Origin of the sequence: Pseudomonas sp. MWU13-2100 (genome assembly GCF_023242365.1) — a bacterium.
GTDB lineage: Bacteria > Pseudomonadota > Gammaproteobacteria > Pseudomonadales > Pseudomonadaceae > Aquipseudomonas.
In genome coordinates this window covers 21,097-44,273 of record NZ_JALLIX010000017.1, presented here as the reverse complement: position 1 = coordinate 44,273, position 23,177 = coordinate 21,097, and the positions used below count along the sequence as shown (strand labels likewise).

20 protein-coding genes are annotated in these 23,177 nt (G+C 61.4%); 2 read left to right on the top strand and 18 right to left on the bottom strand.

Annotated features, from left to right (window positions below):
• Positions 1–24: 24 nt before the first annotated feature.
• A complete protein-coding gene (gene rlmKL, locus M5B99_RS14085) occupies positions 25–2,292 on the bottom strand; it encodes a bifunctional 23S rRNA (guanine(2069)-N(7))-methyltransferase RlmK/23S rRNA (guanine(2445)-N(2))-methyltransferase RlmL (RefSeq protein WP_248804590.1) in 2,268 nt (755 codons plus the stop codon).
• Between the two features lie 618 nt (positions 2,293–2,910).
• Here rlmKL and rmf point away from each other — a divergent pair.
• Positions 2,911–3,126: a ribosome modulation factor gene (gene rmf / locus M5B99_RS14080; RefSeq protein ID WP_002553055.1), complete on the top strand. Its 216-nt coding sequence runs from the start codon at positions 2,911–2,913 to the stop codon at positions 3,124–3,126.
• A 116-nt stretch (positions 3,127–3,242) separates the two neighbouring features.
• On the opposite strand, the gene M5B99_RS14075 is transcribed toward rmf, so the two are convergent.
• The 13 genes from M5B99_RS14075 to ppsA all read right to left on the bottom strand — a co-directional run bounded on the left by M5B99_RS14075 (position 3,243) and on the right by ppsA (position 15,161).
• Positions 3,243–4,265: a quinone-dependent dihydroorotate dehydrogenase gene (locus tag M5B99_RS14075; RefSeq protein ID WP_248804589.1), complete on the bottom strand. Its 1,023-nt coding sequence runs from the start codon at positions 4,263–4,265 to the stop codon at positions 3,243–3,245.
• An 86-nt stretch (positions 4,266–4,351) separates the two neighbouring features.
• Complete coding sequence (locus tag M5B99_RS14070; protein ID WP_248804588.1) at positions 4,352–4,984, bottom strand: winged helix-turn-helix domain-containing protein; 633 nt, start codon at positions 4,982–4,984, stop codon at positions 4,352–4,354.
• A 287-nt stretch (positions 4,985–5,271) separates the two neighbouring features.
• Entirely contained in the window at positions 5,272–5,565 is a 294-nt protein-coding gene (locus tag M5B99_RS14065) for an acyl carrier protein (RefSeq protein ID WP_248804587.1), read from the bottom strand.
• Entirely contained in the window at positions 5,562–6,017 is a 456-nt protein-coding gene (locus tag M5B99_RS14060) for a SycD/LcrH family type III secretion system chaperone (RefSeq protein ID WP_248804586.1), read from the bottom strand. Before M5B99_RS14060 ends, M5B99_RS14065 begins: the two co-directional genes overlap by 4 nt.
• Positions 6,018–6,062: 45 nt before the next feature.
• Complete coding sequence (locus M5B99_RS14055) at positions 6,063–6,872, bottom strand: helix-turn-helix domain-containing protein (RefSeq protein WP_318654570.1); 810 nt, start codon at positions 6,870–6,872, stop codon at positions 6,063–6,065.
• A 122-nt stretch (positions 6,873–6,994) separates the two neighbouring features.
• On the bottom strand, positions 6,995–7,978 hold the full coding sequence (locus M5B99_RS14050) for an OmpA family protein (protein WP_248804585.1): 984 nt from the start codon (positions 7,976–7,978) through the stop codon (positions 6,995–6,997).
• Positions 7,979–8,085: 107 nt separating this feature from the next.
• Positions 8,086–8,676: an RNA polymerase sigma factor SigX gene (gene sigX, locus M5B99_RS14045; RefSeq protein ID WP_100940799.1), complete on the bottom strand. Its 591-nt coding sequence runs from the start codon at positions 8,674–8,676 to the stop codon at positions 8,086–8,088.
• Between the two features lie 91 nt (positions 8,677–8,767).
• Positions 8,768–9,592, bottom strand: a complete 825-nt coding sequence (locus tag M5B99_RS14040) for a mechanosensitive ion channel family protein (RefSeq protein WP_248804584.1) — start codon at positions 9,590–9,592, stop codon at positions 8,768–8,770.
• 2 nt (positions 9,593–9,594) lie between these two features.
• A complete protein-coding gene (locus M5B99_RS14035; RefSeq protein ID WP_248804583.1) occupies positions 9,595–9,840 on the bottom strand; it encodes a CrfX protein in 246 nt (81 codons plus the stop codon).
• A 64-nt stretch (positions 9,841–9,904) separates the two neighbouring features.
• Positions 9,905–10,900, bottom strand: a complete 996-nt coding sequence (locus tag M5B99_RS14030) for a zinc transporter ZntB (RefSeq protein ID WP_248804582.1) — start codon at positions 10,898–10,900, stop codon at positions 9,905–9,907.
• 25 nt (positions 10,901–10,925) lie between these two features.
• Positions 10,926–11,417 carry a ribonuclease E activity regulator RraA gene (rraA, locus tag M5B99_RS14025; RefSeq protein WP_248804581.1) on the bottom strand — a complete coding sequence of 164 codons (492 nt, stop codon included), beginning with the start codon at positions 11,415–11,417 and terminating at the stop codon, positions 10,926–10,928.
• A 153-nt stretch (positions 11,418–11,570) separates the two neighbouring features.
• Complete coding sequence (locus tag M5B99_RS14020; RefSeq protein WP_248804580.1) at positions 11,571–12,560, bottom strand: alpha/beta fold hydrolase; 990 nt, start codon at positions 12,558–12,560, stop codon at positions 11,571–11,573.
• Positions 12,561–12,785: 225 nt separating this feature from the next.
• Positions 12,786–15,161: a phosphoenolpyruvate synthase gene (gene ppsA / locus M5B99_RS14015; protein ID WP_248804579.1), complete on the bottom strand. Its 2,376-nt coding sequence runs from the start codon at positions 15,159–15,161 to the stop codon at positions 12,786–12,788.
• A 180-nt stretch (positions 15,162–15,341) separates the two neighbouring features.
• On the opposite strand from ppsA, the gene M5B99_RS14010 reads away from it, so the two are divergent.
• Positions 15,342–16,160: a pyruvate, water dikinase regulatory protein gene (locus M5B99_RS14010; RefSeq protein WP_248804578.1), complete on the top strand. Its 819-nt coding sequence runs from the start codon at positions 15,342–15,344 to the stop codon at positions 16,158–16,160.
• Between the two features lie 168 nt (positions 16,161–16,328).
• Here the strand turns inward: M5B99_RS14010 and prpD are convergent, their stop codons facing one another.
• The 4 genes from prpD to prpC all read right to left on the bottom strand — a co-directional run bounded on the left by prpD (position 16,329) and on the right by prpC (position 23,154).
• Positions 16,329–17,813 carry a 2-methylcitrate dehydratase gene (gene prpD, locus M5B99_RS14005; RefSeq protein WP_248804577.1) on the bottom strand — a complete coding sequence of 495 codons (1,485 nt, stop codon included), beginning with the start codon at positions 17,811–17,813 and terminating at the stop codon, positions 16,329–16,331.
• A 26-nt stretch (positions 17,814–17,839) separates the two neighbouring features.
• On the bottom strand, positions 17,840–19,030 hold the full coding sequence (prpF, locus tag M5B99_RS14000; RefSeq protein WP_248804576.1) for a 2-methylaconitate cis-trans isomerase PrpF: 1,191 nt from the start codon (positions 19,028–19,030) through the stop codon (positions 17,840–17,842).
• A 165-nt stretch (positions 19,031–19,195) separates the two neighbouring features.
• Positions 19,196–21,790, bottom strand: a complete 2,595-nt coding sequence (acnD, locus tag M5B99_RS13995; RefSeq protein ID WP_248804575.1) for a Fe/S-dependent 2-methylisocitrate dehydratase AcnD — start codon at positions 21,788–21,790, stop codon at positions 19,196–19,198.
• A gap of 236 nt (positions 21,791–22,026) precedes the next feature.
• Positions 22,027–23,154 carry a 2-methylcitrate synthase gene (gene prpC, locus M5B99_RS13990; protein WP_248804574.1) on the bottom strand — a complete coding sequence of 376 codons (1,128 nt, stop codon included), beginning with the start codon at positions 23,152–23,154 and terminating at the stop codon, positions 22,027–22,029.
• Positions 23,155–23,177 lie beyond the last annotated feature (23 nt).

The following is a 23,177-nucleotide window of genomic DNA, read 5'->3' as shown; positions in this document are numbered from 1 at the left end:
ATCAGGGCCCGGGATCCGTTGTGATCAGCGGGCGCTGATTTTCCAGGCGCGGTGGATCTTGCTGTTACGGGCGAAATCCGGGTCCAGGGTCTGGGCACTGATTTCCTCGACGGCATAACGTGTCGCCAGGTGCTCGTCCAACTGGAACTTGCGGAAGTTGTTGGAGAAATACAGCACCCCGCCCGGAGCCAGGCGGGCCACGGCCAGGTCGAGCAACTGCACGTGGTCACGCTGGACGTCGAACACGCCTTCCATGCGCTTGGAGTTGGAGAAGGTCGGCGGGTCGATGAAGATCAGGTCGAACTCATCGCGACTGCTCTCCAGCCAGGCCATCACATCCCCCTGCTCCAGACGGTTCTTGTCCGAGAAGCCATTGAGCGACAGGTTGCGCCGCGCCCAGTCCAGGTAGGTTTTCGACAGATCGACGCTGGTGGTGGTGCGCGCACCGCCCTTGGCCGCATGCACACTGGCGGTCGCGGTGTAGCAGAACAGGTTGAGGAAGCGCTTGCCGGCCGCCTCTTTCTGGATCCGCAGGCGCATCGGCCGGTGGTCGAGAAACAGACCGGTATCGAGATAGTCGGTCAGGTTGACCAACAACTTCACGCCACCTTCGTTGACCTCGGTGAACTTGCCCTGGGCGCTCTGGCGCTCGTATTGCTTGGTACCGCTCTGGCGCTCGCGGCGTTTGATGATCACGCGACTCTTGTCAACGTTCAACGCCTGGGGAATCGCCGCCAGGGCATCGAACAGGCGGGCCTGGGCCTTTTCCGGGTCGATGGACTTGGGCGCGGCGTATTCCTGGACATGTACCCAGTCGTGGTACAGGTCGATGGCCAGCGAGTACTCCGGCATATCGGCGTCATACACCCGATAGCAGTCCACGCCTTCGCGTCGAGCCCACTTGCCCAACTGCTTGAGATTTTTCTGCAACCGGTTGGCGAACATCTGCCCGCCTTCGCTCAGGCGGGCCTGCTCGACCACCGGTGCGGGAGCCGGTGCCGGCTTGATCGGATTACCGTTCTTGTTGAACTTCGGTGCCTCAGCCACTTCCTGCGCCAGGACCTCGGCCTGTTCGCGTTCGATCTGGCGCTGTTCCGGGGTGCGCCGTTCGCCGGTGACGAACTGATCCGGCACGACCTTGATCAGCAACAGCTTGCACGGCAAGGCGCCGTTCCAGAACGAATACTGCTTGTGGCTGCGGATACCCATGCGCTTGCCCAGGTCCGGGGCACCGGTGAACACCGCCGCCTCCCAATTCAGGCAGGACTGGCGCAGGCGCTCGCCGAGGTTCTGGTAGAGGTAGAGCAGGCTGGCTTCATCGCCCAGGCGTTCGCCATAGGGCGGGTTGCAGATCACCAGGCCTTTCTGGTTCTGGTCCGGGCGCGGCTCGAAGGTCGCCACTTCGCCCTGGTAGACCTTGATCCATTCGCTCAAGCCGGCGCGCTCGATGTTGTTGCGCGCGGGCTGGATCAGTCGTGGATCGGCTTCATAACCACGAATCCACAGTGGCGGCTTGGCCAAGCCGGCTTCGGCGCGGACGCTGGCTTCTTCGTGAAGTTTTTTCCACAGCGCCGGGACGTGACCGAGCCAGGCATCGAAGCCCCAGTGCACACGATTGAGGTTGGGCGCCATATCGGCGGCGATCATCCCGGCTTCCACCAGGAAGGTCCCGACACCGCACATCGGGTCGGCCAGGGCCCCGCCTTCGGCGGCAATCCGAGGCCAGCCGGCACGGATCAGGATCGCCGCGGCGAGGTTTTCCTTCAGCGGCGCGGCGCCCTGCTGCAGACGATAGCCACGCTGATGCAGGCTGTGACCGGACAGGTCGAGGGAGAGGATCGCTTCGCCACGGTCCAGGCGCAGGTGAATGCGCAGGTCCGGACTGATCTTGTCGATGGACGGGCGCTCGCCGGTCGGGGTGCGCAGCTTGTCGACAATCGCATCCTTGACCTTCAAGGCGCCGAAATGGGTGTTGTCGATGCCCGAGCCATGGCCGCTGAACTCAACGGCGAGGGTCCCGTCGCTGACCATATGGTCCTGCCAGTCGACGTCAAGCACGCCGTGGTAGAGGTCCTCGGCGTCCTTCATGGGAAAGCGCTTGAGCACCAGCAGCACGCGGTTGGCCAGTCGCGACCAGAGACACAGGCGATAGGCGGTCTCCATATCGGCCATGCCACGAATGGCCGAGGTGTGCTCGCGCGCCTCCTCAAGGCCAAGCCCGACGGCTTCCTCAATGAGCAGGCCTTCAAGGCCCTTAGGGCAAGTGAGGAAGAGTTCGTAACGATCCGACATGGGAATTCCAGGGCTTCAAGCCTTCAAGGAACGGGCAAACGCATCGCCCGCTCGGTTTCGATCAAGCGCTTTTCTTGAAGAGCGCTCGTGTGGCGCACCATTGCGCCTGTCCACCCAGGCAGATCCTGCAACCCGGGGGTTGAAAGAACTCTGATGCCTGGACAGCTCAACTCTCGTAATAAAAACCTTTTTTAACAAAAACTCTCGTAACAAAAAGTCACATCGTGACCCTTCGTCGAATAATACCTGAGCACAACAGGTCGGCATTCGCAGTAGAGAATGAAACTCATCATTCATCTAAGGGCTGATCATAGCTGGATTTTCTCCTGCTACTCGAGCCAACGGCCATCATACCTTATGGCCTTAACACCATTATCGTTACGTCCTTATGACAAAACGATCATTCACACGTCCCTGCGCATTGGTTAGAACTCACCACAGGTTGACGTCGCAATGGCGTCAACACCCCGCCCTACCAGCGAAATCGCCCAAGGGCTTTTTCGCACCAGGGCGGAGCTCGCCACGCCGGCAGCGAGCACCAACGGCAGATGCATTCTGCCCGACCTCGCCGAGAGGTCGACGGGACATATAACAGTCAACCAGTGAGGGCAACACCCTATGAGAAGACTTAAGCGTGATCCGTTGGAAAGAGCATTTTTACGCGGATATCAATACGGCGTTCATGGCAAATCCCGCGAGCTTTGCCCCTTTACTCTACCGTCGGTACGCCAAGCCTGGATCAATGGCTGGCGAGAAGGACGCGGCGACAACTGGGACGGTATGACCGGCACTGCGGGAATCCACAGACTCAACGAACTTCACGCTGTCGGCTGATCAGGGCACATTCCGACATGACAATTTGAGCAACAACCGACTTACCATGCACGCCCCATCCGGGCGGCGGGCTTCGGCCCAGGGGCTCCTACGGAGCCCTTTTTAATGCCGCAGGTTTAGCGCCGCAACGCCGCAATGGCATCCACCGACTGGCGAATCAGCGCCGGGCCCTTGTAGATGAACCCTGAATACAGCTGCACCAGGCTCGCCCCGGCGGCGATTTTCTCAGCCGCGTGCTCGCCCTCGGTGATCCCCCCGGCCGCGATGATCGGCAACCGCCCGGCCAGCTCAGCAGCCAGCACCTTGACGGTATGGGTACTCTTCTCGCGCACCGGCGCACCGGACAGGCCACCGGCCTCGTCGCCATGGGCCAGGCCTTCGACACCGACGCGACTCAGGGTGGTGTTGGTGGCAATCACCGCATCCATGCCCGACTCCAGCAGCGCCTGGGCCACCAGCACGGTTTCTTCATCGGTCATGTCCGGGGCGATCTTGATCGCCAACGGCACGTATTTGCCATGCTGCTGGGCCAACTGCGCCTGACGCACGCGCAGGGCCTCGAGCAGTTGCTTGAGCGAATCGCCAAATTGCAGGCTGCGCAAGCCCGGGGTGTTCGGCGAGCTGACGTTGACCGTCACATAGCTGGCATGGGCATAGACCTTGTCCAGGCAGATCAGGTAGTCATCGACGGCGCGCTCCACCGGCGTGTCGAAGTTCTTGCCGATATTGATGCCAAGGATGCCGCTGTAGCGCGCCGCGCGAACCCGTGACACCAGGTTGTCCACCCCCAGGTTGTTGAAGCCCATGCGGTTGATGATCGCTTCGGCTTGCGGCAGGCGGAAAATCCGTGGTTTCGGGTTGCCCGGCTGCGGCCGTGGCGTCACCGTGCCGATTTCAACGAAGCCGAAGCCCAGTTGGGCAAAACCATCGATGGCCGCGCCGTTCTTGTCCAGCCCCGCGGCCAGGCCCACCGGGTTGGGAAAATCCAGGCCCATGACCGTCACCGGGCTCGACGCCGGGGCCTTGCACAACAGGCTGTTAAGCCCCAGGCGGCCGCCGGCGCCGATCAGGTCCAGGGACAAATCGTGGGAGACTTCCGGAGAGAACTTGAACAACAGCTGGCGGGCCAGGTTATACATGGGCGGGCTTGACTCAATGGCGGCGATAGAGGCCGGCGATTATAGCCGGGACCCGGCAAAAACCATAGGCACACCACGAGCCCGGCTTATCCGCAAGGCGGCAACGCGGTCGTCTCGGCGCAGCCTTGCAGGCTGGTCACCAGGGCCAGGCGGGCCAGCGCCTGGTGATTGCCGGCTTCCAACTCCAGGACCCGGGCGACCGCTGCCCGCGCCTGTTCGACCCCGGCGCCGCGATCACACAGCCCCAACATCGACAAGGCCAGCCAGGTATCGGCCAGTTGCAGCGCGCTCCAGGGTTCGCAGCAGGCCGCCATCAACTCCGCCGGCAAGACGCTCAGCCTGTCGCCCAACAGATTCGTCAGTTGCCGGATCACGGCCTCCTGCGCGCGCCCTGCCAGCCCTTCATCGAGGCACCGAACAGGCGCCGCCGCCAATGCCGAGACGGCCGCCGGCTCGATCAGCACGGGTAGCAACGGCACCACCGGGCCGGTAAAGCGATAGCCCTTGCCGTAGACGGTAGCAATGTAGCCCTTGCTTTCCTCGAGCAACTTGCGCAGCACATAGATACAGCGCGTCAGCGATTCCTCGGCCGCGTCCATGCCCGGCCAGACGCTGTCGAGCAGACGATCCTTGGTCACTAGCCGCCCAGCCGAACCCAGCAACAGGCGCAACACCTGCAACTCCTTGGGCGGCAGGTGGACATCCCGACCGCATCTCACCAGATTCCCATCGCTTTGCAATATCCATTGGCCAAAGACGAAGGTTTGTCGCGGAGTCTTTCCAGTGGCGCTGTCCATAACCTCGACGCAATCCTCTACAGAGATGTACGACCATTCAAAAATAAACCCGGGAAAAGGGCTTATTCACGAGGAACGTCACGACTATAGGAATTCGCATCGAGCCATGTCGGTAGGACATTTCCCGCATGGAAAAGGAATATTCAACAAGACCGCAGGCCAGAAAAAACCTACGCACCCAAGGCCGATTCCCTCATACAAACTGCACCTCAAAGCAGGAGTTTTCGTCGCCCCTCGCCCTCTCCCCGGGCGTTTCCTACAAGACGACACAGATCAGCCACGGTCCGCCAACGCGCGACCTCGCTGACCGACAGCGCGATATGAAACGCCGCATTGAGCCGCTCAACCAGCTCGACAAGGTCCGTATCACCGACCCCCAGGTCTTCGAACAGTTTCGACTCGAAGCGGATCTTTCTGCGCGGCATTGAAAAATGCCCGGCCAGCAACACCATCACCTGCTGCTCGATAAAGTAGTCACACTCCCCCGGAACCAGGTAGCTCATAGGTTCATTTTCCCGCAAAGCGTGCCGGAACATGCCGGCATGGGGTCCGACTGCAGATCCTCTAGATAGGCTCGCGAGCGTTGCGGCAGTTCGCCGTGAACCGCCTGCCTGAGCACATAGTCAAAACAATCCCGGGCCTTGGCGCGCGCGCCGAGCGCCAGTTGGCACTCGCCGGTATAGAACATCGGCCGGTAGTCGCCACGGTTCTGGGCAAACGCTACCGCGTACAGCTCGATCGCCTTGCGGTAGTGCCCGGAGACCTGATAGACCGCCGCCAACCCCATCCAGTAATGGCTGTTGTAAAAATCGTAGATACACAGGAAACGAAAGAGTTTTTCCGCTTCCTCCAGGCGTCCTTGCTCCTGGAACTGACAAGCGTGGGCATAAAGCCCCTGCACCTGTTCGTTACCGGTTTCGCTCATCTCCTTGAGCGCCTCTTTCGGGCTACTCATCGCCACACCCCCCGAGGAACACGCCAGTGACTGACGCCTTGACTGTCACGAGATCATCGAACCCATGGATGCCTGAATATCGCAGAGGCGACTGGGGGCCACGCCCAGCAGTTCGCGGACCTCTTTGGAAAAGTGCGATGAAGAGGCATAACCGAACTCCAGCGCCACATCGGTCAGCGAACACTCGCTGCCGATCATGCTCAGCAGAGCCTTGGCCGTGCGCCAGTCACGCAACTCAGGCTTGGCCGCACAGCCCAGGGCCTGATGGCACAAGCGGCGAAAATGCGAGACCGACACGCCATAGCGCTTGGCCAGGCCAATCAGCTTCTCGCTGGCGGTGCCCTGCTCGAGAAGAAAACGCACCAGCCAGTAGTTCGGACTTTGCCGCAGGACTTCGGCAAAGCGTTGATAGGCTGGATCGGCGCGCAAGGCGCACCCGATGTACCAGGGTTCCAGCAAAGTCCTGCTGGCCGATACCCCGGAGGCCAGGGGCAGTACCGCCCAGGGCGCGGCGGCCGAGCGCGCCCGCTCGAAGCTCATGCCCTGATCGATAAATACCTGCAGCTTGACCAGGCTCGCCTCCACGGGGCGCTCGCTGAGCAGGTCACCGCCAATCACCCGCAACATGCCCCGCGCCACCAGCAAACCCTGCCAGTGCCCCGGCAGGCACCAGGACACGTTCGCCTCGTCATGGGCCAGGCACACGCCGGCCTCCCCCGCCTGTACCTGTATGACTTGTTCGCCACATAAATAGCCCGGACACCTGGTCGCGGATAGTTGATCAATCTGCACGCTGCGCCCCGTCTCGTTCTTATTGAGCGGTGCGATGATGGCCGGGTGGCGCCAGCCAATCATGATGAAAATCTGATGAAGGGCTGTCCGAAATCACCCCGCCGCAGGTCGATAGCGGCGCGGCACTCAAATCGCAGGCGAAAAAAAGCCCGGCCTGAGCCGGGCTTTTTCTTAGCGCAAGCTAATTACTGAGCTTGGGCTTCTACTTTAGCTTCTACGCGACGGTTGATCGCGCGACCAGCTTCAGTGGCGTTGTCAGCCACTGGGCGGGATTTGCCGTAGCCAACCGACTGGATACGGTTAGGAGCTACGCCGTCCTGGACCAGAACTTGTTTCACAGCGTCAGCACGACGCTGGGACAGTTTCTGGTTGTAAGCAGCTGGACCGACGCTGTCAGTGTGACCTTCAACGGTGGTAGTAGTACGTGGGTACTGCTTCATGAAGTCAGCCAGGTTCTTAACGTCGCCCTTGCTGCCAGGCTTGACCACGGCCTTGTTGAAGTCGAACTTGACGTCCAGCTCAACCTTGACAACTTCTGGAGCTGGAGCGGATTCAGCTACTGGAGCTGGAGCCGCTTCCACTGGAGCTGGAGCTGGAGCAGGAGCTACTTTGCCGCCGCTGCCGCCGAAGTTGACGCCCAGGCCGATCAGAGCCTGGTAGTCCCAACGACCGTTGTCCAGTTTGTAGTCAGCTTCACCGCCGGCACGAGCGTACAGGTTGTCGGTGATGTACATCTTCACACCGGCACCGGTGGTCAGGTAGGTCGAACCGTCACGGCCAGTGTGGCCATCAGCAGCTACGTTGGTCATGCTGCCGTGGGACACGCCGCCTTCAACATAAGGACGGAACATGTCGCCGACTTGACCGAAGTGGTACTGGGATTTCAGGCCGAAATGGTCACCGCGGATACGCTGGTTGCCAGTGTCGGTGCTCGAACGAGTGTAGTCGTCCTTACGGTAGGTCAGGTTCACCGAAACGTCGTCGGTCAGGAAGTAGCCGATCGAGACGCCAGGAGTGCGACCGTTCTGGTAGGAATCGACGCTGTGGTTCCAGGTCTTGCCCCAGAACGCTTCACCTTCGACCGCGCCTTGGCCTTGTGCCAGTGCGCCGAACGAAGTAGCGGCAATGAGAGAACCAATGGCCAAGCCCAAGGTGTTTTTCAGTTTCATCCGTTAAATCCCCATCTGGTGATTGTAAAGCAGTCCCACAAACCGGGGGACAACTCGGCGGCAAGTGTAGCAGAACTTGCCTACACGTAAGAGACATTTGCGCTGAACTAAGTTTCAGCGATACCCGCAAATTTCTCACGCAATTTGTCAAGGGCCCGCTTATAGCGCATTTTCGTGGCGCTCAAGCCCATATGCATGATGTCCGCGATCTCCTGAAACTCCAGCTCTGCGACAAATCGTAGCACCAGAATTTCCCGGTCAATCGGGTTCACATGCACTAACCATCGATCCAGTCCGCCCTTCTCCTCAGGTTTCGGCGTCTTCTCTTCCGACGCTTCCTCGAGGGGGTCGAGACTCAACGCATCCATCAAGCGCCGCTTTCGGCGCTCTTTGCGATACTGCGTAATACATTCGTTGTACGTGATGCTATATAGCCATGTCTTGAACTTCGATTTACCCTCAAAGTTCTTGAGGCCATACAGCACCTTCAACATCACTTCTTGACAGACATCGTCCGCATCGCGTTCGTTCCCTAAATATCTTGAACAAACGCTGAACAAGGTTCGTTGATAGCGCCGCATCAACTCTTCATAGGCGCGGGTCACATGGAACAGCTCCGAATGCGCACGCGCCACCAACTCCTCATCAGTGAGTTCACGGGGGTCGTAGCGCATGGAGAGCGATTGGGCTTTATTCAAAACGAGTCGGGCCGACAGTCAGGTCAATGTCCGCCGCAGCCCATGGCTGCGGGCATTTTTGCGGCGGCATAGATTAGCAGGGTTTGCCGGGTTAGCGGCTGCTCACATGCTGCTCCAGCAGGATCCGATTGGAGAGAGAGACCAGCTCCCCCTCATCGGTCAGCAATGTGGTCTTGACCGTGCCAATTTCTTCAATCTGTCCTTCGACCTCTCCCACACGCACTTGTTGCCCAACCTGATACAACTCACGCACATAAATTCCCGCCAGGATCTGCCCGGCGATGTCCCGGCTACCCAGCCCCATGGCCAGCGCAACGGCCAGACCAACGGTAATGAGCACGATGACGATCACATGGTTCAGCAGGTCGGTCTTGACCTCCAGCTGACTGATCGCCACCGAAATACTGATGATAATCACCAAGCCCTGGGCAACCCGCCCCAGGCCCGAGGCGTAATCCAGACCGACCCCTTCGGCCGCTCCGCGCACCAGCCCGCTGACCAACTGCGCCAGCAAAACCCCCACCAGCAGCACCAGGGCCGCGCCGAACACCTTCGGCAAATACAGAGCCAGCATGTCGAGCGTAGCTGAAACTCGCTCAAGTCCAAGGGATTCGGCCGCTGAAACCAGGAAAATCAGCAAAATAAACCAATAGACGATCTTGCCGATCAGCGTCGAGATCGGTACCTGGAGACCGGCACGACCGAGCAGCTTGGTCAGTCCGGTACCGCCCATCAGGCGATCCAACCCCAATTTGGCCAGCAGCTTGGACAGCAGAGTGTCAAGCAGCTTGGCCACGACGAAGCCCAGCAGCACCACCACCAGCGCCCCGAACAGATTGGGAATGAAGTTCGCGATTTTGGTCCACAAGGCAGTCATTGCCGTAACAAGGCTCTGGGTCCAGAGATCAAGTTCCATATTCAGTCAGCCTTATCCGTGGAGCGAGCAATAGGGGTACGACGGGAAACCGGTGAAACGTGGGCCGATCCATTGTTCAGGGCGATCATCAACGCCTGCAGCCAACGGCCCATCAGACTGAAGAGATCACCGGCGCCGACCTGCCGATTGGCGGTTTTCAGGACACGCCCCAGGCAGGCGTCGTCGTCACGGGTGGACGGCAAGGCCTTGAGCATGTCACGCAGAGATTGTTCGAACGGATCGTGCATACGCACCTCTCGGTATATCTGTGAAAGACGCGATCAGTTTTTTGCAGGTCACATGAAACATGTTTCAAACCCAGCGCAAACGTCGGAAAAGCCACCATTGTCCGACGGCAACGGCGACGATCAGCAGACATGCGATCACGAAACCGTAGGGGTCGCCGGACCACGGGATACCGCCGACGTTGATCCCCAGCAACCCGGTCAGAAAGCTCATCGGCAGGAAGATCCCGGTGATGATCCCGAAACGGTACATGGTCTTGTTCATGCGCACGTTCAGACGCCGGTCCTCGGCCTCAAGCACAAGCCCCACGCGCTCGCGAGTCAATTCGAGCTCTTCCAGGTAACGGGTCAGGCTGTTGTTCAATTCGTTCCAGTAACCGGCCTCTTCATCGGCGAACCAGGGCAGCTTGATCCGGCTCAACTGGCCGAAAATATCCCGCTGTGGCGCCAGGAAACGTTTCAGCCCGGCAGCTCGACGACGTATCTGCACGATGGCGCCATGTTCGGGACTATACCGTTCGTCGGCATCTATCTTTTCTTCTTCGTCATCGACCACTTCCGAGAGGTCGCTGACCAGATCCTGCACCTTCAGGGTGAGGTATTGCGCGATGTAGAGAATCAGTTCGGCGGCGTTTTTCGGCCCCTTGCCCTGCTCCAGCTGCACCAGCAACTCATCGGTGGCGCGCAACGGCCGCAGGCGCAGGGAAATCACCCGCTGATGGGCGGCAAAGACCCGCACCGAGACCATGTCTTCGGGCTCGGCACCGGGGTTGAGGTTGACCCCGCGCAGAAACAGCAGCAGTTCGCTTTCGGGCAACGGCAACAGGCGTGGCCGGGTATTTTCTTCCAGCAACAGGTCACAGTTGAATTCACTCAGACCGCTGGAGGTGCGCAACCAGGCATGGGTCTGCGGATGGCTGCGATCCCAGTGCAGCCAGAGGCTTTCCTCGGGCCGCAACTGCAGACCATCGAGCTCCGTCCGAGCAATCGAGCGCGCACCGCCCCTACCATCCAGAACCAGGGCATGAACCAGCCCCCACTGCGCGTTTTCTTCCTCGAACATCCTTACTCCATTGTGCTGCAAAAATTTACTCGGGCATCTTCAGCGGGCTCGGCGCAATGATCACGCCGTTGTTGTCCGCGTAGATGTACTCGCCCGGGCGAAAGGTCACGCCGGCAAAGGTGACCGGGACATTGAGGTCACCAATGCCACGCTTGTCGGTTTTCATCGGATGACTGGCCAGGGCCTGCACCCCGAGGTCGGTCTGGGCGATCACGTCGACATCACGGATGCAGCCATAGATCACCAAGCCTTCCCAGCCGTTCCTCGCCGCCTTCTCGGCCAGCATGTCGCCGAGCAGGGCTCGCCGCAGGGAACCACCACCATCGACGACCAGCACCTTGCCCTGGCCATCGAGCTCGACCTGGTCCTTGACCAGGGAATTGTCCTCGAAGCACTTGATGGTGACGATTTCACCGCCAAAGGAATCGCGGCCGCCGAAATTGCTGAACATCGGCTCAAGCACCTGTACCAACTCCGGATAGGCGTCGCACAGGTCGGGGGTGATGTAATGGTTCATGGGTAAACTCCTGTAGGTGGAATCGAGAATGCCAGACTACGCAGGTCGCGCTACAAGATGAAACGCTTGCCCCGGTCGAATGTTTAGACAATGACCCAAACCGCTCAATGCGTCATATCTTAGCCTTTACCGCCCGTCAGCGGAATGCCCTTGTCAGGGCGTTTCCTGAACGATGGCTGACTCACGAAGCAGGAACGCCTGCTGATCGCGCAGCCAATCCACCACCTTTGGCCAGACTTCGGCCTGTGCCGGCTTGCTCACCAACATCTCGACATGGCCGAAATCCGAGCTGAAACCCTGCTCGCGTCCCAGGCAGAGAAAATGTTTGTGCGGCGAGCCGATCTGCTCGAACAACTTGCGACAGGCCCAGGCCGGATCCTGGTGATCGCCGGTCGCGGTGACGGCCAGCACCGGCACATCCACTTCGGCCAGCCCCCCCCACCAGTCCCGCTCGGCATCCCGGAAACGTCCGAACAGGCCATACCAGCGCAGGCTTTCCAGGGCCAGGCCGATGGGCTCGTCCTCCGGGCCGCGCTTGAGTCGCGAACCGGACAGGTGGGCAAAACGCCGGAGCAGCAAGCGACCGCCCCACTCCACCGGCGGAATCTTCAACGGCCAGTAGGTGCGACTGACCTGGCAGCCGAACAATGCCGCCGACGCCACCGCGGGGGCGCCCAGGTATTGGCCGCCGAGGGCGGCCGCCAGGGTGGTGCCACCGAGGGAATGACCGATCCAGTGGGGAATCTGCCCACTTTGCTCACGCACGAACGCGGCGATGGCCGGCAGGTCATAGCGGGCGTAATCGGCCACGCGATTGCGTCGATAGCCATGGTTACGCGCCGACAACCCGTGACCGCGCATTTCCGGGATCCACACGTCGAACCCGGCACGCGCCAGATAGGCGCCCAGGCCAATGCCCTTGGCGGAATACCAGAAACGCCGATTGGAAAAGCTGCCATGCAGCAGGATGACCGGTACGCCACGCGCCTGGGGCTCGTCGGCGAGCCCCAGGCGGGTGACCGCCAGTTCGACCGTGCCGTCGGGGCTGTTGCCCGGTTTCAAACGATAGACGTCTTCACAGAGATCGCCACGACGCTCGGCGCTGATCAAAGCCACCGGAAAAAGATTGCTGCTGCTTTGCATAAGGCTCTTGCACAAAAAAGGGCGACCCAAGTGGACTCGCCCTGAAAATAAGATTTTACAACGTCGCACACAGATTCTATTTACGACATAAGTCGGTAGGAGACTGGCCTCGAAGCTTTTAGCGCCCTCACGGACGCTATCGCCGGCAAGCCAGCGATAGCGGTGATGAATGTTACATCACCATCGCTACCGGCCGCTCCCACAGGGGAAAGGTGCCGCGCTCTATCAGGCCTGGGCCTGCCCTTCGGCCAGGAAGAACCAGGTTTCCAACACCGAATCCGGGTTCAACGACACGCTTTCAATGCCCTGCTCCATCAACCAGAGCGCCAGGTCCGGGTGATCGGAAGGCCCCTGGCCGCAGATGCCGATGTACTTGCCGGCCTTGTTACAGGCCTGGATGGCGTTGGACAACAGCTTCTTCACCGCCGGGTTACGCTCGTCGAACAGGTGCGCGATGATCCCGGAATCGCGATCCAGGCCCAGGGTCAGTTGGGTCAGGTCGTTGGAACCGATGGAGAAACCGTCGAAGTACTCGAGGAACTCGTCGGCGAGGATCGCGTTGGACGGCAACTCGCACATCATGATCACCCGCAGGCCGTTATCGCCACGGGCCAGGCCGTTGGCGGCGAGCAGGTCGACCACCTGACTGGCTTCACCGAGGGTACGGACGAACGGCACCATGATCTCGACGTTGGTCAGGCCCATCTCGTTGCGCACGCGCTTGAGGGCACGGCATTCGAGTTCGAAGCAGTCACGGAACGACTCGCTGATGTAACGCGATGCACCGCGGAAACCCAGCATCGGGTTTTCTTCTTCCGGTTCGTAGAGCTTGCCGCCGATCAGGTTGGCGTATTCGTTGGACTTGAAGTCCGACAGGCGCACGATAACCTTCTTCGGCCAGAACGCCGCCGCCAGGGTGCTGATGCCTTCCACCAGCTTCTCGACATAGAAACCGACCGGATCGTCGTAACCGGCGATGCGCTTGTCGACGCTGTCCTTGATCTCCTGCGGCAGCCCGGCATAGTTCAGCAGCGCCTTGGGGTGCACGCCGATCATGCGGTTGATGATGAATTCCAGGCGGGCCAGGCCCACGCCGGCGTTCGGCAACTGCGCGAAGTCAAAGGCGCGGTCCGGGTTGCCGACGTTCATCATGATCTTGAACGGCAGCTCCGGCATGGCATCGACGGAGTTTTTCTTGATATCGAAGCCCAATTCGCCTTCGAAGATGTAGCCGGTGTCGCCTTCGGCGCAGGAAACGGTCACGCCCTGGCCATCTTTGAGCAGCTGAGTGGCGTTGCCGCAACCGACCACCGCCGGGATCCCCAGCTCACGGGCGATGATCGCCGCGTGACAGGTACGCCCGCCACGGTTGGTGACGATGGCGCTGGCGCGCTTCATCACCGGTTCCCAATCCGGGTCGGTCATGTCGGAGACCAGCACGTCGCCCGGCTGGACCTTGTCCATCTCGGACACGTCCTTGATGATCCGCACCTTGCCGGCGCCGATGCGCTGGCCGATGGCACGGCCTTCCACCAGCACAGTACCGGTTTCCTTGAGCAGGTAGCGCTCCATGACGTTGGCCTGGGTGCGGCTCTTCACGGTTTCAGGACGCGCCTGGACGATGTACAGCTTGCCGTCGTCACCGTCCTTGGCCCACTCGATGTCCATCGGACACTTGTAGTGCTTCTCGATGATCATCGCCTGCTTGGCCAGTTCGCTGACTTCGGCATCGCTGAGGCAGAAACGCGCGCGCTCGGCCTTGTCGACATCGACGGTCTTGACCGAACGGCCGGCCTTGGCTTCGTCGCCGTAGATCATCTTGATCGCCTTGCTGCCCAGGTTGCGGCGCAGGATGGCCGGACGACCGGCTTCGAGGGTGCCCTTGTGCACATAGAACTCATCCGGGTTCACCGCGCCTTGCACGACGGTCTCACCCAGGCCGTAGGCGCCGGTGATGAACACCACGTCACGGAAGCCCGACTCGGTGTCGAGGGTGAACATCACGCCGGCGGTGCCGGTTTCCGAACGCACCATGCGCTGCACACCCGCGGACAGGGCCACCAGCTTGTGGTCGAAGCCCTGGTGCACGCGGTAGGAAATGGCGCGGTCGTTGAACAGCGAGGCGAAGACTTCCTTGGCCGCGCGGATCACGTTTTCCACGCCGCGGATATTCAGGAAGGTTTCCTGCTGGCCGGCGAAGGACGCGTCCGGCAGGTCTTCGGCGGTGGCCGAGGAACGCACGGCCACGGCCATGTCCGGGTTGCCCGCGGACAGGGTGGCGAAGGCGGTACGGATCTCGGCGTTGAGCTTCTCGGGGAACTCGGCTTCCATGATCCACTGGCGGATCTGCGCGCCGGTTCGGGCCAGGGCGTTGACGTCATCGACATCCAGCGCATCCAGTGCCGCATGGATCTGGTCGTTCAGGCCACTGAGTTCGAGAAAATCACGATACGCCTGAGCCGTAGTGGCAAAGCCGCCGGGGACCGATACACCGGCACCCGCGAGGTTACTGATCATCTCGCCCAGGGATGCGTTCTTGCCCCCTACGTGCTCCACATCATGGACGCCGAGCTTATCGAGGGAAACTACGTACTCTACCAAGGTGATCTCTCCACTAACTGTAACTGTATTGGAAAAGCTCAGGAGCGGGCTGCTCTGTGGCAGGTGAATCCGCTATGTGGCCTGGACCTGGAAAATAAGTGAGAATGCAGGCCACTCAAGGCCGGCAAACCGCGCCTATCATATCCAAGAATCGTCACCAGCTTAAGGCCCAAGGCGCAAATGAAACGATCTGCTTTCTTTATCTCCGATGGCACCGGCATCACCGCCGAAACCCTGGGTCAAAGCCTGCTGGCGCAGTTCGAAAACGTGACCTTCGCCAAATTCACCCGTCCGTACATCGACAATGTCGACAAGGCCCGGGCCATGGTACAACAAATCAATATCGCCGCCGAAAAGGACGGATTTCGCCCGATCATCTTCGATACCATCGTCAACCAGGACATTCGTGAGATCCTTGCCACGTCCAATGGTTTCATGATCGACATCTTTTCCACCTTTCTCGCCCCGCTGGAACAGGAACTGAGCGAGCATTCGTCCTACTCGGTGGGCAAGTCCCACTCCATCGGCGGCAACTCCAACTACATGGAGCGCATCGAGGCGGTGAACTTCGCCCTGGACAACGACGACGGCGCCCGCACCCACTATTACGACAAGGCCGACCTGATCCTGGTGGGCGTGTCGCGCTGCGGCAAGACCCCGACCTGCCTGTACATGGCCATGCAATTCGGCATCCGCGCGGCCAACTACCCGCTGACCGAGGACGACATGGAACGCCTGCAACTGCCGGCCGCCCTGCGCGCCCACCAGCACAAGCTGTTCGGCCTGACCATCGACCCGGACCGCCTCACCGCGATCCGCAACGAACGCAAGCCCAACAGCCGCTACTCCAGCTACGCCCAGTGCGAGTTCGAAGTGCGCGAAGTGGAAAACCTGTTCCGCCGAGAGAACATAGCCCATATCAACTCCACGCACTTCTCGGTGGAAGAGATTTCCGCGAAGATCCTCGTGGAGAAAGGCGTGGAGCGGCGCTTCAAGTAACACTATTAGACCGCAAGTCCCGCATCGTTGGGACCGACGTCTTCGCGACGGTGCGGCGTTCCGACAAGCCCCGCTCCCACACTGTCCGAGTCATGCCGGAATTTTGCGTACAACCGAGAACCTAATGTGGGAGCGGAGCTTGCCCGCGAAGAGGCCGGCACAGACCACCTAAATCACAAACAGATCGACAAACCGATGCACCGGCGTCGCCTCCAGGCGCGCCGGATCCTTGCACAAGGCGAGGATCTCGGCGCTGCGCTGGGCGGTGAAGCGCGTCGCCAGGTTGGTCTTGAACTTGTCCTCCAGCAACGGAATGCCATCGGCCCGACGACGCCGATGGCCGATCGGGTACTCCACCGCCACCTGCTCGGTACTCGTACCATCCTTGAAGAACACCTGCACCGCATTGGCAATCGAGCGCTTGTCCGCCTCCAGGTATTCACGGGTGTAACGCGGATCCTCAACGATCACCATTTTCTCGCGCAACACATCAATGATCGGATGGCTCGCGTGAAAATCATCTTCATAGTGCTCGGCCACCAGATCGCCGAAAGCCAGCGGCACCGCCGTCATGTACTGCAGGCAGTGGTCACGGTCAGCCGCGTTGGCCAGCTTGCCGACCTTGGAAATAATCCGAATCGCTGACTCATGGGTGCTAATCACGATCCGGTCGATCTCGCCCAGGCGGTTCCTGACCAGCGGGTGCAGCGTCACCGCCGCCTCGCAGGCCGTCTGGGCATGGAACTCGGCCGGGAAACTGATCTTGAACAGCACATTTTCCATGACATAGCTGCCATACGGCTGGGAAAGGCTGAAGGTGCGCTTGTCTTCGGGCTTGAGCGCCAGGTCTTTGTTGGTGTGGCTGAACAGCACGTCGTAGAAGCCCCATTGCGGCGCGCTCAACACCCCTGGAATGCCCATCTCCCCGCGCAGGGCGATATCCGCCAGGCGCACGCCACGACTGGTCGCGTCGCCCGCCGCCCAGGACTTGCGCGAACCGGCATTCGGCGCATGACGATAGGTGCGCAACGCCTGGCCATCGACAAAGGCATGGGACAGCGCCGCCAGCAGTTGCTCCCGGCTGGCGCCCATCAGTTTGGCGGTCACCGCCGTGGAAGCGACTTTCACCAGCAGCACGTGATCGAGGCCGACCCGATTGAAGGAGTTTTCCAGGGCGATCACGCCCTGGATCTCATGAGCCATGATCATCGCTTCCAGCACCACCCGCATGCTCAGCGGCGCCTCGCCGTTGGCCATGCGCCTCTGCGACAGATGATCGGCCACCGCGAGAATCCCGCCAAGGTTATCCGAGGGATGGCCCCACTCGGCCGCCAACCAGGTGTCGTTGTAGTCGAGCCAGCGGACGATGCAGCCGATATCCCAGGCGGCCTTGACCGGATCGAGGCGAAAACTCGTCCCCGGCACGCGCGAGCCGAACGGCACCACAGTGCCCTCGACCAGCGGCCCGAGATGCTTGGTGCACTCGGGAAAGCGCAGGGCCAGCAGGCCGCAGCCCAAAGTGTCCATCAGGCAGTTGCGCGCGGTATCCAGCGCCTCCGCGGACTCGATCGAGTAATCGAGTACGTAGTCGGCGATGTCCTGCAGGACCCGGTCGTAATCGGGACGGATGTTCAGATCGACGTTGGCACTCATCTTCGACTCACTCTAGGTGGTCCAGCTCAAAAAGCATCGCCCGGGACACGTACCCAGCCTTCCATCAGCACCCGCGCACTGCGGCTCATGATCGCCTTGACCACGGTCCACTCGCCATTGACCCGGGTCGCCTCGGCACCGACCCGCAAGGCACCCGACGGATGGCCGAAACGCACCGCACTGCGCGCGCCGCCGCCCGCCGCCAGGTTCACCAGCGTGCCGGGAATCGCCGCCGCCGTGCCGATGGCCACCGCCGCCGTGCCCATCATGGCGTGGTGCAGCTTGCCCATGGACAAGGCCCGCACCAGCAGGTCCAGATCAGCCGCCGCCACCGGCTTGCCGCTCGACGCGGTGTAGCTCGCCGGTGCCGCGACAAACGCCACCTTCGGCGTGTGCTGACGGCTGGCCGCTTCATCGATGCGCTGGATCAGGCCCATGCGCACCGCACCGTAGGCACGGATCGTCTCGAACATCGCCAGGGCCTTGGGATCGCCGTTGATATCGCCCTGCAACTCGGTACCGGTATAGCCGATATCCGCCGCATTGACGAAAATCGTCGGGATCCCGGCATTGATCATGGTCGCCTTGAAGGTGCCCACACCCGGCACTTCCAGGTCGTCCACCAGATTGCCGGTGGGGAACATCGAACCGCCGGCGCCCTCTTCCTCGGCCGCCGGGTCCATGAACTCCAGCTGCACTTCGGCGGCCGGAAAGGTCACACCGTCGAGTTCGAAATCACCGGTTTCCTGCACCTGCCCCTCGGTGACCGGCACATGGGCGATGATGGTCTTGCCGATATTCACCTGCCAGATCCGCACCACCGCCACGCCATTGCGCGGGATCCGCCCGGCATCCACCAGGCCGGCGCTGATGGCAAACGAACCGACCGCCGCCGACAGGTTGCCGCAGTTGCCGCTCCAGTCGATAAACGGCTTGTCGATGGACACCTGGCCGAACAGATAGTCGACATCGTGATCGGCCTTGATGCTCTTGGACAGGATCACCGTCTTGCTGGTACTGGAGGTCGCCCCACCCATGCCGTCGATCTGCTTCTCATAGGGATCGGGGCTGCCGATCACCCGCAACAACAACGCGTCCCGCACCGCACCGGGCAATTGCGCCGCCTCAGGCAGGTCGTTGAGGTTGAAAAACACCCCTTTGCTGGTGCCGCCACGCATATAGGTGGCGGGGATCTTGATTTGCGCTACGTGGGCCATGAAGTCTCCTGCTGGGTCTGGACGCGATGCGATTTCGCGGCGAAACGCCAATGTCTAGATGCCGGCTTACTGGCGATGGCGGCGCTGAATCCTGCGCCGCCGTCACTGGCAGACCGGCCTGTCATGAACAAGGCCGGGGCTTCGCTTGTCGCCCCGGCCAGACCTTCAACCGGCCGTGGCCGATTGCAGGAAGTCCTGGGCAAAACGCTGCAACACACCACCGGCCTCGTAGATCGAGACCTCTTCGGCGGTGTCCAGGCGGCAGGTCACCGGCACTTCGAGACGTTCACCGTTGCGACGATTGATGACCAGGGTCAGGGTGTTGCGCGGGGTGCGCGCGCCGATCACATCGAAGGTCTCGGTACCGTCGATACCAAGGGTCTTGCGATCGGTCCCCGGCTGGAACTCCAGCGGCAACACGCCCATGCCCACCAGGTTGGTGCGGTGGATACGTTCGAAGCCTTCGGCGGCAATCGCCTCGACCCCCGCCAGGCGCACGCCCTTGGCCGCCCAGTCACGGGACGAACCCTGGCCATAGTCGGCGCCGGCAATGATGATCAGCGGCTGCTTGCGCTCCATGTAGGTCTCGATGGCTTCCCACATGCGCATCACCTGGCCTTCCGGTTCGACCCGCGCCAGGGAACCCTGCTTGACCTTGCCGTTTTCCACGACCATTTCGTTGAACAGTTTCGGGTTGGCGAAGGTCGCGCGCTGCGCGGTGAGGTGGTCACCCCGATGGGTCGCGTAGGAGTTGAAGTCCTCTTCCGGCAGGCCCATTTTCGCCAGGTACTCACCGGCCGCGCTGTCGAGCATGATGGCGTTGGATGGCGACAGGTGATCGGTGGTGATGTTGTCCGGCAGCACCGCCAGCGGGCGCATGCCCTTGAGCGGCCGTGCACCGGCCAGGGCGCCTTCCCAATACGGCGGACGACGGATATAGGTGCTCATCGGCCGCCAGTCGTAGAGCGGCGCGACCTTGGGACCGGTGTCGGCGTGAATGGCGAACATCGGGATGTAGACCTTGCGGAACTGCTCCGGCTTCACCGAGGCCTTGACCACCGCGTCGATCTCTTCGTCACTCGGCCAGATGTCCTTGAGGCGGATTTCCTTGCCATTGGCGTCGAGGCCGAGCACGTCCTTCTCGATATCGAAACGGATGGTCCCGGCGATCGCGTAGGCCACCACCAGCGGCGGCGACGCGAGGAAGGCTTGCTTGGCGTACGGATGGATACGCCCGTCGAAGTTGCGGTTACCGGACAGCACGGCCGTGGCGTAGAGGTCGCGGTCGATGATTTCCTGCTGGATCGCCGGGTCCAGCGCACCGGACATGCCGTTGCAGGTGGTACAGGCAAAAGCCACGACGCCAAAGCCCAGTTGCTCCAGTTCCTGGGTCAGTCCGGCTTCGTCGAGGTACAGCGCCACGGTCTTGGAGCCCGGCGCCAGGGACGACTTGACCCATGGCTTGCGGGTCAGGCCGAGCTTGTTGGCGTTGCGCGCCATCAGGCCGGCGGCGATGACATTGCGCGGGTTGCTGGTATTGGTGCAACTGGTGATGGCGGCGATGATCACCGCGCCGTCGGGCATCTGCCCCGGCACATCGTCCCACTGGCCGGCAATGCCCTTGGCCGCCAGGTCGCTGGTGGCGACGCGGGCATGGGGGTTGCTCGGGCCGGCCATGTTGCGCACCACCGAGGACAGATCGAAGCTCAAGCCACGCTCGTAATCCGCGCCTTTCAGGCTGTCGGCCCAGAGCCCGGTGTGGCGGGCGTAGGTTTCCACCAGCTTGACCTGCTCGTCTTCACGCCCGGTGAGTTTCAGGTAGTCGATGGTCTGCTGGTCGATATAGAACATCGCCGCGGTGGCGCCGTACTCCGGGGCCATGTTGGAAATGGTCGCGCGGTCGCCGAGGGTGAGGGCCGAGGCACCTTCGCCGAAGAACTCCAGCCAGGCACCGACCACTTTCTGTTGACGCAGGAACTCGGTCAGCGCCAACACCATGTCGGTGGCGGTGATGCCCGGTTGCAGTTTGCCGGTCAGTTCGACGCCGACGCTTTCCGGCAGGCGCATCCAGGATGCACGGCCGAGCATCACACTCTCGGCTTCAAGACCGCCGACACCGATGGCGATCACCCCCAGGGCATCGACGTGGGGGGTGTGGCTGTCGGTGCCGACACAGGTGTCGGGGAAAGCCACACCGTCGCGCACCTGAATCACCGGCGACATTTTCTCCAGGTTGATCTGGTGCATGATGCCGTTGCCGGGCGGGATCACATCGACGTTCTTGAAGGCCTTCTTGGTCCAGTCGATAAAGTGGAAACGGTCTTCGTTGCGACGGTCTTCGATGGCGCGGTTCTTGGTGAAGGCGTCCGGGTCGAAACCGCCGCACTCCACGGCCAGCGAGTGGTCGACGATCAGTTGGGTCGGCACCACCGGGTTGACCTGGGCCGGATCGCCGCCCTGGGAAGCGATGGCATCGCGCAGGCCGGCCAGGTCGACCAGGGCGGTCTGGCCGAGAATGTCGTGGCAGACCACACGGGCCGGGAACCAGGGGAAGTCCAGGTCGCGCTTGCGCTCGATCAGTTGCTTCAGGGAATCGCTCAGCGTCGCCGGGTCGCAGCGCCGCACCAGGTTCTCGGCGAGCACCCGGGAAGTGTAAGGCAGGGTCGCGTAGGCGCCGGGTTGAATGGCCTCGACCGCCGCGCGGGCGTCGAAGAAATCCAGGTGGCTGCCGGGTAGCGATTTACGGTATTGAGTGTTCATCGTCAGGACTCGGTCACGGTAGGGTCAAGAGTGGACGCAGAACCTGTAGGAATTGCATTTGCCAGCGAAACTTGCGGCGACCTTGAGGCCCCATTCGCGGGCAAGCTCCGCTCCCACAACGTCCATGCTGTACACAGGTTCAGGCTCGACTCAAATACTGTGGGAGCTTGCCCGCGAAAGGCCCCCTGGGAGCGCCAAAAATCTTCACGGACAAACAAGGTTCCCACAGCCAGGATTCAGCGACGTTCGATTGGCACGAACTTGCGCTGCTCGACGCCGATGTACTCGGCGCTCGGACGGATAATGCGGTTGTTGCCACGCTGCTCGAACACGTGGGCGGCCCAGCCGGTCAGACGCGAGCAGACGAAGATCGGCGTGAACAGCTTGGTCGGGATGCCCATGAAGTGGTAAGCCGAGGCATGGTAGAAGTCGGCGTTGGGGAAGAGTTTCTTCTGCTCCCACATGGTCTTGTCGATGGCTTCGGAGACCGGGAACAGCACGGTGTCACCGACTTCATCGGCGAGCTTCTTCGACCAGCCCTTGATCACTTCATTACGCGGATCGTTGTCTTTGTAGATCGCGTGGCCGAACCCCATGATCTTGTCCTTGCGCGCCAGCATGCCGAGGGTGCCTTCGACGGCCTCCTGCGGTGAGCTGAAACGCTCGATCATTTCCATCGCCGCCTCGTTGGCGCCGCCGTGCAGCGGGCCACGCAGGGAACCGATGGCCGCGGTGACACAGGAGAACAGATCAGACAGGGTCGAAGCACAAACCCGCGCGGTAAAGGTCGAGGCGTTGAACTCGTGCTCCGCGTAGAGGATCAGCGACACGTCCATGACCTTGCGGTGCAGTTCGCTCGGCGCCTTGCCATGCAACAGGTGCAGGAAGTGCCCGCCGGTGGAGGCCTCGTCGGTCACGCAGTCGATGCGCAGGCCTTCGTGGCTGAAACGATACCAGTAGCACATGATCGCCGGGAACGCGGCCAGCAGCCGGTCGGTGGCTTCATGCTGGCGGGCGAAGTCGCCCTCGGGTTCGATATTGCCGAGGAAGGAGCAACCGGTGCGCATCACGTCCATCGGATGGGCGTCGGCGGGAATCCGCTCCAGCACTTCTTTCAGCGCCTGGGGCAGGTCACGCAGGGTCTGCAGCTTGCCCATGTAGGCCGCCAGCTCGGTGGCCGTCGGCAGATCGCCGTACAGCAGCAGGTAGGCGACTTCTTCGAAACGCGCCTCGGCGGCCAATTCACGCACATCGTAGCCACGATAAGTCAGACCGGCACCGGCCTGACCGACAGTGGACAAGGCGGTTTGCCCGGCGACCTGGCCACGCAGGCCGGCACCGCTCAGTACTTTTGCTTCAGCCATTGCTCTCTCCAATTCTTGATGTT